9 protein-coding genes are annotated in these 13059 nt (G+C 61.0%); 4 read left to right on the top strand and 5 right to left on the bottom strand.

The genetic code is table 11. The features are described from left to right. Positions 1-36 precede the first annotated feature (36 nt). Positions 37-1257: a M20 family metallopeptidase gene (locus DW112_RS00330; protein ID WP_117637783.1), complete on the bottom strand. Its 1221-nt coding sequence runs from the start codon at positions 1255-1257 to the stop codon at positions 37-39. 397 nt (positions 1258-1654) lie between these two features. On the opposite strand from DW112_RS00330, the gene DW112_RS00325 reads away from it, so the two are divergent. Beyond that, positions 1655-2461 carry a hypothetical protein gene (locus DW112_RS00325; protein ID WP_158571707.1) on the top strand — a complete coding sequence of 269 codons (807 nt, stop codon included), beginning with the start codon at positions 1655-1657 and terminating at the stop codon, positions 2459-2461. A gap of 349 nt (positions 2462-2810) precedes the next feature. Here DW112_RS00325 and DW112_RS00320 read toward each other — a convergent pair whose 3' ends face one another. The 3 genes from DW112_RS00320 to DW112_RS00310 form a co-directional block, all read right to left on the bottom strand. Next, positions 2811-3974 (bottom strand): phosphoglycerate dehydrogenase, encoded by a 1164-nt coding sequence (locus DW112_RS00320; RefSeq protein WP_117637785.1) that lies wholly within the window; start codon positions 3972-3974, stop codon positions 2811-2813. Positions 3975-4046: 72 nt separating this feature from the next. Then, a complete protein-coding gene (gene serC / locus DW112_RS00315; protein ID WP_118328111.1) occupies positions 4047-5171 on the bottom strand; it encodes a 3-phosphoserine/phosphohydroxythreonine transaminase in 1125 nt (374 codons plus the stop codon). Between the two features lie 226 nt (positions 5172-5397). Next, entirely contained in the window at positions 5398-6999 is a 1602-nt protein-coding gene (locus tag DW112_RS00310; RefSeq protein WP_118328110.1) for a potassium/proton antiporter, read from the bottom strand. A 325-nt stretch (positions 7000-7324) separates the two neighbouring features. Here DW112_RS00310 and DW112_RS00300 point away from each other — a divergent pair, with 325 nt between their 5' ends. After that, complete coding sequence (locus tag DW112_RS00300) at positions 7325-8164, top strand: metallophosphoesterase family protein (RefSeq protein ID WP_118260539.1); 840 nt, start codon at positions 7325-7327, stop codon at positions 8162-8164. Positions 8165-8359: 195 nt separating this feature from the next. Here DW112_RS00300 and DW112_RS00295 read toward each other — a convergent pair whose 3' ends face one another. Further along, the gene (locus DW112_RS00295) at positions 8360-9940 is read right to left on the bottom strand and encodes a lipopolysaccharide biosynthesis protein (RefSeq protein ID WP_233545827.1); all 1581 of its coding nucleotides are present in this window, start codon (positions 9938-9940) and stop codon (positions 8360-8362) included. 351 nt (positions 9941-10291) lie between these two features. On the opposite strand from DW112_RS00295, the gene pckA reads away from it, so the two are divergent. Together pckA and DW112_RS00285 are read left to right on the top strand one after the other, a co-directional pair. Next, entirely contained in the window at positions 10292-11962 is a 1671-nt protein-coding gene (gene pckA / locus DW112_RS00290; protein WP_199585290.1) for a phosphoenolpyruvate carboxykinase (ATP), read from the top strand. A 227-nt stretch (positions 11963-12189) separates the two neighbouring features. Continuing rightward, a complete protein-coding gene (locus tag DW112_RS00285) occupies positions 12190-12909 on the top strand; it encodes a B3/4 domain-containing protein (protein WP_118328108.1) in 720 nt (239 codons plus the stop codon). Positions 12910-13059 lie beyond the last annotated feature (150 nt).

The raw sequence follows: 13059 nt of genomic DNA, 5'->3' as shown, positions 1-13059 counted from the left end.
CGGTCCTAACGCACGAGTCGGTTTGTTCGCGGCTTATTATGCCCCAACTTGGCCGCTCGCGTCCCAGAGCACGTTATCGGCGAGCGCGATTAGCACCTGCTGACAACGAACGATGTCGGCGTGGGGCACATATTCGTTGGGCTTGTGCGCGAGCGCGAGCGACCCGGGACCGTAGCTCATGCAATTGCGGTTACCTGTCTTGCCGGCAATGACGGCGGTGTCGGTGTAGCCGGTAAAGAAGCCGACGGTCGTGTCCGCGTCCGTCACGTCATCGGCGGCACGCTTGAGCGCTGCTAGAAGGGGAGAGTTCGGGTCGCGCTCGATGGCGGGGCGGTCGCCCGTCACGGTGTAGCTGCCATGGCAACCGGGAACGGCGGCTTCGGCGACGGCGATGGCATGCTCGACCATATTGATTGCGGCGGCCGTATCGGTCGGCGGGGTCAGGCGCATGTCGACCCAGACCTTGGCGTGGTCGGGCACGACATAGGGGCGATAGCCGCCCTCGATCTGTCCAAATGTGACGGTCGAAGGCCCCAGGTCATCATGTACGGGCAGCGCCGCGAACGCACGGCGCAGCGCACAGACGACCTCGGCCATGGCGGCGACGGCGTCGGCGCCCTTCCACGGCTGGCTCGCATGCGCTGTGACGCCGGCCATGTCGATCTCGAACCACGTGCGCCCCTTGTGCGCCACCTGAATCTGTCCGTCGGTGGGCTCGGTATCCAGCACCCATTCGCGCGAGCCGACCCAGTCGGCGTCGATGGCCGCCTCGGAGCCGCGCATAAAGTCCTCCTCGTCAACCGAGCAAATGAGCGAAAAGCCGCGGTGGGGAAGTGCGCCCTTCGCCGCAATACGCTCAAACGTGTGAATAAGTGCGGCAATGGCGCAGGCCAGACCGCCCTTCATGTCGCAGGCGCCGCGGCCATAGAGCTTGTCGTCCCGCACGGTCGCCCCGAGCGGCGGTATGTCTGCGTCCCAGCCATCTCCCAGGGTGACGGTATCCATGTGGCAGATGTAGACGAGCCGCGCCTCGTCGCTCGCGTCCGGCACGGTAATCATAAGGTTGCGGCGCCCGGGGAGCACTTCGAGCTCCTCAATCCGCACAGCATCGAGCGCAGGACTATCAAGCTGCGCTAGCTGCTGCTCAATGAGCCTCTTAATGAAGTGCTCAATCTCGCCCTCATATGCGCCGGGGTCTGAGCTGTCAATCTTTACAAGGTCCTGCGCAAGCCGCCAGGCAAAGTCCTCATCAACCATATGCAACCTCACAATCAGTTTGCTTTCCAAACCGATTGTAAGCCTCCCGAGAGATTCACGACGTGCAAGTAGCAGTATTTACCGTTCGCAGGCCGAGCCATCGCGTTTGTCGTCTGGGCGGGCTCACAAACGACGTACTGGGTACGTACTCTTCATGGACGACATGCTGTGCGACATATCAGCCTTTAGGTATTACCGGATACCTCCACAGGTTTTGGCAATAATGCCGGACCTGCCCGATTCTGCGGACGATCCGCGCAGGGAGCACCTATGTGAGCATCCGCTCGTCACGCATTTCCTGGGCACCCCGTTACACGTGTTGGCGCAGGGCAGCTGCGGACGTAAGGGCGATCGCATTGTCAGGCATGTTTGGAACGGGGAGAGGCCGTTTGATTCCGTGCGGCAGACGGAGTTTGGCTTCGATGTTGCGTCCCCACTCTTTACCCTGCTGACCCTGGCTTCCTCGGTCTCAAACGAGCGTCTAATCATGTGCATGTATGAGATGTGCGGCACCTTTGCCGTGTGCAAGATTGCGCCTCAGGTAAAGTCGGCACTTGAGCAGGCATATGGGAGCCGATGGAGTGACGCACGGTCGGGCTGGGAAAACGTAAAGGATGTCTCGGGGAATCCAACGGACTTGTGGAAACGACCTCCCTTGATCGAGCTCTCTGAGCTTACAGAGTTCGTCGATAAGGTCCGGGGGCTCCGCGGCGCTAAATCGTTCATACGAGCCGCGAAATGCATTACGGGGGTGGCAGCATCGCCGCTCGAGGTCCAGGCTTCGATGCTGTTTGGTCTTACGAGGTTGCGCGGCGGCGAAGGGCTGCGCCTTACCAATAACGTTGAGATTCGTATGACGCGCAGCGCCCGTCTGATTTCGGGGCTTGATAGGCGCTATGCCGATATCCTGCTGGCAAATAAGGACGGCAGCCGAGAGTGTCTGGTTGAATGCCAGGGTAAAGCCATTCACGGATCCATTGAATCCAAGATTTCGGACTCCGATCGAACGACGGCCTTGCAAGCCATGGGATATCCCGTCGTTCTGATGACCTATGGTCAGCTGGCCGACTTCGATGCCTTCCGCGTGGTGATGGAGCTCATCATGTCCTATCTCGATGTGCCGCTGAAAGACAAGACGCCGCGACAGCAGGAGCTCGAACGGCGGCTTCGTGAGGAGATTTTTATCGATTGGGCGGGAATGTAGTCGCGCGGTGGGTAAACGGTAGCGCGAGCTAGAGTTCTGGTCGCAAAAAGGCTTCAATTTTGCCTTGGAGGGACCCTAAAAATGCTATCTAGAATAAGTTGTTTCGGAAAATAGACAGTCAACTTACATTCGGCACATAGAGACCGATTTTTACCTACTAAAGTCCCTGATAAAGCTGTTTATCAAAGCGGGTGTGCTTAGCGACTGGAGCCTCACTATCGATTATCTGAAAAAACTTGTTCTGGGTATCATTTTAAAGTCGTCCGGAGCAACAAAATCGCCCCCCCGTTTCGTGAATACGGGGGGGCGAATGGGCTTCGTGGTCTGTCTGGCAGGCTTGGCACCGGCGCTATTTAATCACGCGCACGCGATACATCGACGGAATCTGCTTGAGCGCCTCGATCGTGCTGCCGTCCAGGTGCTCATCGGTGTCGAACATGGTGTAGGCGTTCTCGCCAGCGGACTCGTTGGTCATGCGCTGCACATTGGCGTTGTCCTTGGCGAGAATGGCCGTGATCTGGCCGATCATGTTGGGCACGTTGGCATGCAGGCAGGCAATACGGCTTGCGGCGCGCGCCTTGCCCATGCTGCAGGCGGGGTAGTTGACGCTGTGCGCGATGTTGCCGTTTTCCAGGTAATCCTTGAGCTCGCTGATGGCCATGTCGGCGCAGTTGGCCTCGGCCTCGCCGGTGCCGGCGCCCGAATGCGTGGTGATAAACGTATTGGGCATCTTGACGGTCTTGGGCGTGGCAAAGTCGCAGCTAAACCAGCTGAGCTTGCCCTCGCGCAGGGCGGCGTCGACGGCGTCTTCGTCAATGATGGTCTCGCGCGCGTAGTTGATGAGCACGGCGTCGGGCGCTAGCAGGTTAATCTGCTCGGTGCTGATCATACCGATGGTGTCGGCCTTGCTGGGCACGTGCACGGTGAGGTAGTCGCAGCCGCGGCACAGATCCTCGAGCGTGCCCACGCGCTGCACCTCGCGGCTCAGCACCCACGCGTGCTCGACGGAAATGAACGGGTCGTAGCCGTAGACGTCCATGCCCAGATCGACACAGGCGTTGGCGACCTTGGAGCCCACGTTGCCCAGGCCGATGACGCCAATGCGCTTGCCCTTGAGCTCGCGACCCACAAAGGCCTTCTTGGCCTTCTCGGCGTCGACTTGGATATCGGGGTCGTCGGCGTTGTCGCGCACCCAGTTCATCGACTGCACCACGCCGCGGCTCGAAAGCACCAGCATGCCCAGGACGAGCTCCTTGACGGCGTTGCTGTTGGCGCCGGGGGAGTTAAAGACAACGACGCCCTTCTTGGCGTACTCCTCGACGGGAATGTTGTTGACGCCGGCGCCGCAGCGGGCGATGGCGCGAATGCCCTCGGGCAGCTCGTAGCCGTGCAGGTCGGTCGAGCGCATCAGGATGGCGTCGGCCTCCTCGGCGGTGCTTACAAACTCGTAGCCCTCGCCAAACTCGACTTTGCCGTCTTTAGTGATGTCGTCGATGGTCTTAATCTTACGCATGGAAAAACTCCTTAGCAGGTTTTGATCTAAGCAGGGTGGTTTGAAGTGGCTGGTCGGCCCGCGCGTTGCGGGCTAGTTAGATCGCGGGCTCAAACTATGCTGCGCTTCGAAGTCTTTCATGTACGAGGCCAGTGCCCGCACGTCTTCCATGGTTACGGCGTTGTAGACGCTGGCGCGCATGCCGCCCACCAGGCGATGGCCCTTGACGTTTTGAATCTGGTGCTCGGCCGCGCCTGCGACAAAGGCGGCGTCGAGGTCGGCATCGCCGGTACGGAAGGTGACGTTGGCGATGGAGCGGCTGTCGGCCTGTGTGGTGCCATGGAACAGCACGCTGTGCTCGAGCAGGTCGTAGAGCAGGTTGGCCTTGGCCCAGTTGCGCTCGGCCATAGCGACAAGTCCGCCGGTCTGCTCAACCCAACGGAACACCTTACCGCACGCGTAGATGCCAAAGGTGTTGGGCGTGTTGAGCATGGAGCCCTTGGCGGCCTGGGTCTTAAGGTCCATGTACTGCGGAGTCTGCGCAAAGGCCGGACCGTCGGCGATCAGGTCGTCGCGCACGATAACCACGGTGACGCCCGCGGCGCCGGCGTTTTTCTGCGCGCCGGCGTAGATGAGTCCGTAGCGCTCAACGTCGAGCGGCTGCGACAAAAAGCAGCTCGAGACATCGGCGACCAGCGGCACGTCGCCGCAGTTGGGCAGCTCGTGGTACATGGTGCCAAAGATGGTGTTGTTCTGGCAGATGTAGACGTAGTCGAGCCCGTCTCCCGCGGCCTCGGCGGCAATGCGCGCGTTTATGTCGGCCATGTCGGGGATGCGGTCGAAGTTGGTGTCCTCGGAGCTCGCGAGCAGCACGGCCTCGCCGTACTTGGCGGCCTCCTTGTACGCCTTGTTGGCAAAGTTGCCGGTGACGACGTAGCCGGCGCGGCCGCGGCGCATGAGGTTCATCGGGATGCCCGCAAACTGCAGCGTGGCGCCGCCCTGCAAAAACAGGACGTGGTAGTTGTCCGGGATGCTCAGCAGGCGGCGCAGGGTTGCCTCGGCGTCGTCGATGATCTGCTGGTACATGCTAGATCGATGACTCATCTCGAGCACGGACATGCCGCAACCACGGCAGTCCATCATCTCGTCGGCGATCTCGGTAAGCACACTGGTGGGCAGTGCGGCCGGGCCTGCTGAGAAGTTGTGCACACGCGCCATCTTCTAGGTCCCCCTTGTAGTCGTTTGAACGTTCGGGATACTTTAGCACAGTGGAGCGCCAGGCGCGACCGCATCACGGTAAAACTCGAGTGCGTCGCTATGATTTACAGGATGGTTACATGGGGGAGGGGTGCCTTACTTCTCAGGAAAATCCAAATCTGCGAGCGAAGGCATGAGGTTCTCTGGGCGCTTGATCTCTTCGTCGCAAATTAGCTACCCCCGCCCGCTACGATGCCAGCGTGGCGATGACGGCTTCGTCGCCGGCGTATATGAGGGTGTTGCCGTCGGGGATGATCGTTTGGCCGTCGCGCTTGAGCATCACCACAATAAACGGATGCTTGCCCTGCGGCACGTCGCGCAGGCGCTGGCCGGCCAGGCGACCGTGGGGCGTTACGGTGATCTCACGCAGCGTAACCTCGGCACGCTCTTCAAACGTTGGCGCGGCCATAACCAGAAGGTCGCCTTCCTCGATGACGGTATCGCCGTTGGGCAGCACTGGGTGCGCACCGTCGCGCAGCACCAGGACGACGAGCATGTCCGTGACGCTGCCAATATCGGCGAGCGAGCGTCCGACAAACGGATGGCCCGCGCCCACCTTGAGCTTAACGAACGACATGCCGTCCTCGTCGCGGTAATCGTTAAAGGTGCGGCGCACGTCGCCTTCCGCGTCGATCATGTCGAGCTTCTTTGCCACCGCCGGCAGCAGCGAGCCCTGCACCACAATGCTCGACACGGCAATCACAAAGACTAGGTCAAACAGGTCGTGGCCACCGAGAACACCGGCCACAACGGCAAAGAGGCTAAAGACGACCGAAGCCGCGCCGCGCAGGCCCGCCCAGCTTACGAGTGCTACCTGGCGAGGATTGGTCTTAAAGGGCGCCAGCAGCATGCCCACGGCGATGGGGCGGCTCACGAAGAGCATAAACGCCATGAGTGCCAGGCCCGGCGGCAGCATTTGCGGCAGGCGGGCGGGCGTCACGAGCAGGCCGAGCAAAAAGAAGATGGTCATCTCGGCCATCTCGGTGAGGGTGTCGAAGAAGTGCGCCAGCTCGACCTTGCCGGTGATGTCGCTCGCGCCCAGCACAATTCCGGCAAGGTACACGGCCAAAAAGCCGTTGCCACCCAGATAACTCGGCAGTGCGTAGGCGACGATCGCCACAGCGAACAAGAAGATGGTCTGCGCACCCTCGGCTGTTGCATGTGCGCGCTCGATCAAGCGGCCCGATGCCCAGCCGATGACAATGCCCAGGCCCACGCCTAGGATGATTTGCTTGGCCAGCAGCACGGGGATGTTAACGTCGCCGCCCGCCGCGAGGGTCGCGAGCACGGCGGTGAGCATGTAGGCGACGGGATCGTTGGAGCCCGATTCGACTTCGAGCAGCGAGTCGGTGCCGCCCTTTAGCGAAAGACTGTGCTCGCGCAGCACGCTAAAGACGCTGGCCGCGTCGGTGGATGCCACGACTGATCCCAGCAGCAGGCCGCCGATCCAGTCGAAGCCCAGTACAAAGTGCGCGAACACGCCCGTGATGCCAGCGGTGATGACGACGCCGAGCGTGCTCAGCAGCACCGCTGGCACAGCGACAGGTTTGGCGCGGTCGATGTTGGTGTTAAAGCCGCCGTAGAACATGATGAACAGCAGCGCCGTGCTGCAGACGGTTTCGGTGAGCGCGTAGTCGCTAAAGTCGATGTGCGCCGGCCCGTTGACGCCCAGCAGCATGCCGAGCGCGATAAAGATGAGCAGGGTGGGGAAGGGGAGCTTTTTGCCGACGGGTTTGATGGTCAGGCACAGAATAATGACGAGTCCGATAAAGAGAAGTATCTGGTTCATGGATGGTGTCCGCTCCTGGGTGGTTTGCGTGGCACGGTCAGTTGTCTGCTGTTATTTGTACCCAAAGATGGTGGGTTTATGGGGGCGGATTGCAGGCGTGCGCATTTTCGACACGAGGCGAAGGTGCGGGCGGCGCTGGTTGGGGCGCTGTATCAGACGGCGCGGCGTGAGCGGTGCGGGTTGACGGGCGTGCGCCGGCGACTGTTGACGGTATGCAACCCTTTCCAGCTTTATTGCTACGGAGTACAATGGGTAACGTTTAAGTTCAACTTGAAGTTTTAGTTGCGGCGCCGGGCTTCGGCCGCAATGCAAGGAGAGGCGTACCATGGCGATCTATGTGACATCTGATGCTCACGGGCACGTGCGTGCGCTTGACGAGGCCCTGTCCAAGATTTCGCTGGCGTCCGACGATACGCTGTACGTGCTGGGCGACATGATCGATCGCGGGCCCGATCCGGTTGGCGTTATTAAGCTCGTGCGCTCGCTGCCCAACGCTCGCGTGCTCAAGGGCAATCACGAGCAGATCATGCTCGACGCCATCATTGGCCAAGATCCGCTCGATGCCGAGACATGGGATATCAACGGCGGTTGGACTACCCGTCAGCAGCTCAACGATATGGAATTCGAGGCGTACGAGGAGCTCGTGCGTTGGATGGCGACGCTGCCGCTCTACGCAGTGGCCGAGACTGATGAGCGTCCGTACCTGCTGGTACATGCCGGCATCCAGACCGAGGCGGCGCGGGCGTTTTTGCTTGAACATGGGGTTGATTGTGCCGATGGTGCGGGGGCGGTGAATGCTGATCGCGAACTGCTGAAGCAGATGCTTGCCGTGCAGTCGTCCGATGACCTGCTGTGGATTCGTCACGGCTATTGGGATGCGCCGACGGGGTTGCTTTCTGCCGAGGGCAAGGGTCCGGTCGTGGTGAGCGGCCACACGCCCACGGTGTCGCTTGGGCGCTATTGCGAGGTTGGCGGCCTGGCGGGGCTTGATGAGGAGTCGGGCCGCGGGCAGATTGTGCGCCTGGGCGGCGAGGATACCGCCGGCGTGCCCGATCGCATCGATATCGACTGCGCCGCCGCCACCGGCTCCGAGTTCGGCCGCGTGGGCATCCTGCGCCTGGATGATGGTGCGGAGTTCTACGCGAACATCAACCCGGGCGAATAACCTTGTTCCGCCGTTCTACCGAACGGCGGTCACGTTGACGCTGCGCAGCCCCGAAGCACCCCATCTTGTCGCTCAAACCGTTGCTCGCGTACAGAAGTACGCGTCGCTCCTCTTTCGCGCCAACCTGGGGCACTTCGAGACTGCTCGCTGTCGGTGCCAAAACATCGACGTTTCTTTTCTTCAAATTGATTCGAATTAGGCGCCGTATGGGTTGCGGTCGCGTTCGATGCGTTGGCGGATGTGGGCGTACTCGATAATCAGTAGCACCAGGAGTAGGGCCATGATGGCTAGGTAGCTCACCACAGCGCCCATCAGACCCAGCAGCTTAATCAGGATCACCGGCAGCACCACGCTTACGGCAAAGCAGATCAGGTAGATCTTGGTGACGTCTCCAGCGTGGCGCAGCACCGTGATGATGGCGTAGATAAAGTCGATTGCCGCGGTGACGCCGCCGGCGACAACCATTAGCAGCGCCAGCGTGCGGTAGCGCTCAAAGTTAAGGCCGTACATAAAGCTCATGATGGGGATGCCGGGGCCTGCCATAAATGCGGCGCACGCTCCGGTAATGACTACGATTAGTGCCATAACGGCAACAATAATCAGGTCAAAGCGGCGACGCTTACGCGGATTCGCCCAAATGCTCGACAGACGCAGGAGCTGCGGTTTATAGATAAATCCAATGCTCAATAAAATAGCCTGCGCCGGAAAGAATAGGGCATTAAAGTACAACTGATACTTGTAGGCCAGCGTGCCTTCCATCACGAACTTGGGCATGCTCTCGATAAGGTTGAACAGGAACAGCGCACCAAAGAGCGGGGCGCACTGGACAAACAGGTAGCCGACCTCGCGCAGGCTCACGCGGCGCGATTTTTCAGTTTCGAGCAGGGCGAGCGGGGCGGTGACCAGCACGAGCGAGGCGATGGCGGCGACGCCCATGGCCATGGCCGCGATGGGCATGCTGCGCGTAAGGAACAGCGCCACGCTAAAGACCACGATGACGCCGATGGAACGCAGCGTTTGGCTCATGCCGGCCAAATAGAGCTTGTCGGCCTGCTGCAGGCGGCCCTCGTACACGTCCGCCACGCCGTCGATTACCTTATAGAGGTAGACGCCCAGGCCGATCGTGGCCATCTGCGCATCGTAGCCGCGGGCGCTGCTGTACATGAGGCCGCAGCCTAGGGCGAGCGCTCCGCAGAGCCAGCGGTTGAGCTGGTAGGAGGCAAAGGACGTCTTTTCGTCGATGTCCGAGACCTGAAAATTACGCGCGCCGTAGTTGCACGCGATCATGATGAGCGTGCCGGTGACAAAGGCGATGGAGAACTTGCCGGCTTCCTCGGCGCCCACAAGCTGCGTGGACACAATGGTGAGCAGGGGAAACGTGAAACCCCATACGGCGGTGCCCAGGGTATTCCAAAGGTAGTCGAGACGGGTGGCGTGATCTTCGTACTCGGCTTCTTGCGTGGAGAAGCCGCCGCCGTAGACAGCGCCGAGCAGGCGGTTCCACCATGCGTTAACCATGCGGTGGATGGGGCCGGGTTGGCGATCGCGCTCGCGGCGACGGCGTGTGGCCTGGCTGCTGTCGGGACCGCCGGCGTTACGCTGGCTTAGCTCTTGGATTCGTGCGAGCTCCTCGGCGGTGTGCGATGCGGGGAACAGGCCGTTCTCGATGCGTCCGCCCTGGGCCTTTGCGGTACCGCTGCTCGTTGCGGCGGGGTCGGCGACGCCATTACGGCGGGCGATGGTGCGGCGGATGCTATCGAGGGGCGTGATGCTCAAGGCGATTCCTTTCTATTGCTGCGCTCTAGTATAGCCGCGGTGGTATCGACTCGTGTTTTTGACCAGGTTGTTCAATATATTCGGCGGTGCCATTCAGTAGTCGGCACTTTAGGAACGTCCCTAAGTGCCGGCATCTGGGGACACTCCTTGAATGTTGCCTGTTCAAGAGTGTCCCCAACGACTAGTCGTTTAAGAACGTCCCCAATGACTAGGCCGCTTGCGTGCGATTTTTGACCGTTGGGCGGGCGCTTCGCCCTTGCCGCAAAAACGTTTTTGCATATCGGGTACAACGGGCTTTACGTGAGTAAAGTGCGCGCCGCGTCCACGTGTCGCGTTTTTAAAGGAGGCCCCATGCCTGGTGTTACCCCTGCAGAAGTTCTATCCAACTTTGGCATTACGCTGGTCGAAGATCCCGCCGAGAACCAGCCCCGCCTGCTGGTCGACCTGCCGGCAGCCGAGCTCGTCGAGCATGCGATTCGCCGCGAAGAGGGCCGTATGGCCTCCAACGGCGCACTCGTGATCGAGACGGGGGAGCGTACCGGACGTTCGCCCAACGACCGCTTTATCGTTGACACCCCCGATGTCCACGACAAGATTGCCTGGGGCGCCGTCAACCGCCCGCTGTCCGTCGAAAGCTACGAGGTCATCAAAGCCGGCATCGTTGACTATCTCAACGAGCGCGATGTGTTCGTCACCCGCGGCATGGCCGGCGCCGACCGCAACCACACGCGCCGTCTGCTTGTCGCCTGCGAGCGTGCCAGCCAGGCGCTCTTCATTAAGCAGATGCTCGCCCGCCCGCTCGCCCGCGAAATCGCGCGCACTGGCGAGCCGGATTTCTGCGTGCTCGCCGCGCCGGGCTACCAGTGCGATCCCGCCATCAAGGGCCTCAACTCCAGCGCCGCCGTGGTCATCAACTTCCAGGAGCGAGTGATTCTGGTCGCTGGCACCGGCTACTCCGGCGAGATCAAAAAGTCCATCTTCAGCGTCATGAATTACCTGCTGCCCGTCGAGGACGACGTACTGCCCATGCATTGCTCGGCCAGCATGGATCCCGTCACGCACGAGACCGCGGTGTTCTTTGGCCTGTCCGGCACCGGCAAGACCACGCTTTCGGCCAACCCCACGCGCCTGCTGATCGGCGACGACGAGCACGGCTGGTCCGACATGGGCATCTTTAACGTCGAGGGCGGCTGCTACGCCAAGTGCGAGGGCCTGGACGCGTTCCACGAGCCCGAGATCTTCAACGCCGTTCGCTTTGGCGCCATCTGTGAAAACGTGGTACTCGATGAGAATCGCAAGCCTAACTACGACGACGTCTCGATCACGCACAATACGCGCGTGGCCTACCCCGTCGAGCATATCCCCAACGCGTGGACCAAGGGCATGGGCACCACCCCGAGCGTCGTGCTGTTTTTGACCTGCGACGCCTTTGGCGTGCTGCCGCCCATCTCGCGCCTGACGGCCGACGCCGCCATGTATCACTTTGTGACGGGCTTTACGGCCAAGATTCCCGGCACCGAGGTCGGCGTCACCGAGCCCACACCCACGTTCTCTTCGCTGTTTGGCGAGCCGTTTATGCCGCTCGACCCCATGGTCTACGCTAAGATGCTCGGCGAGCGCATCGCCGACGGTCGCACCCGCGTCTATCTGGTCAACACCGGCTGGATCGGCGGCGGTTATGGCGTGGGCCATCGCATCGAGCTTGCCTACACGCGCGCCCTGGTGGCCCGTGCCCTCGACGGTACCATCGAGGACAGCGAGTTCGTGCATGACGATATCTTTAACGTCGACATTCCCACCACGTGCCACGGTGTGCCCGACGGCATTCTGGTGCCGCGCCAGTACTGGCAGAGCACCGCTCGCTACGACGAGGCAGCGCACAACCTGGCCGTGATGTTCGAGGAGAACTTCGAGAAGAAGTACTCGCACCTGCCCGAGTCCGTCAAGGCCGCCGGCCCGCACGCCCAGGTGCCCGCTGAGGCCCGTCATCGCGGCCGCGGCCTGCTGGGGCTCCGCCACTAGCGTCGCCTCAGGCCCAAAACCACCACAAAGGGGACGGGCGCCTTTGTGGTGGTTTTACTCACGCGAATGACTCGGGTTACAATACGCCTGACATATCGCCCCCTTCTCCGGATGGGGGCAGCGTAAGCGCTCTTGTGGCGGCACCGTAGGACTTTGAAGGTGGCCGCTGTGAGGGCGCTTTTTGTTTAGGCGTCCGGACTCGGGCGTCCGCTATGAAGGGAGAACATATGAAGAGTTTCGTTGCCGAGGATTCGTTTTGGGAGCTGTTTCCGCAGGCGGCTATCGGCGTCGTGGTCGTAAAGGGCATGAAGCCCGCGGCTCAGATTCCCCAGGAGGACGTGGATGCAATCGCCGCGCTGCTTGACCGCGCCAACATCGATGCGGAGCGCCATCTGACCAGCGATACCATCAGCGAGAACGCGCCGGTCAAGGCATGGCGCGAGGCCTATCGCCTGTTCAAGACCAAGAAGGGCGCGCGTTGCTCAGTTGAGAACCTGCTCAAGCGCGTGCTCAAAGGCAAGCCGGTCGGCCACATCACGCCGGCGGTGGATATCTACAACACGATTTCGTTGACTTATGCGCTGCCCGTTGGCGGTGAGGATTTGCATGCTATTGAGGGCAATCTGCGCCTGACGGTGACCGACGGCGGCGACGCGTTCTTGCCACTTGGCGAGGAGGCGGATGATCCGACGCTGCCCGACGAGCTTGCCTATATCGACGATGCAGGCGCCGTGTGCCGCTGCTGGAACTGGCGCGATGGCGTTCGCACGGCGCTGTCCGACGATTCGGCCGATGCGTTCCTGGCGATTGAGTGCGTAGAGCCCGAGCGCATGGGGGATTGCCAGGCTGCGATCGATCGCCTCGCTGAGCTGCTCGAGCGGTATTTGGGAGCGACGGTTGTCGTTAAGACGCTTGTGACCCGCGACAATCCTTGCGTGGAGTTGTAGCAACGCCTAAAACTTATTGAGGTTCAAACCACCACAAAGGTGCCTGTCCCCTTTGTGGTGGTTTTTATGTTGATGGGTTAACAAATCGGATATTTGGGTACGGGTGTTGCCTTGTGCGGCTAAGATGTTTACCCGTTAGCATCATGTAAG

It is taken from the genome of Collinsella sp. AM09-41, from assembly GCF_003473245.1.
Lineage (GTDB): Bacteria > Actinomycetota > Coriobacteriia > Coriobacteriales > Coriobacteriaceae > Collinsella.
This window is presented reverse-complemented; position numbering and strand designations above follow the sequence as displayed.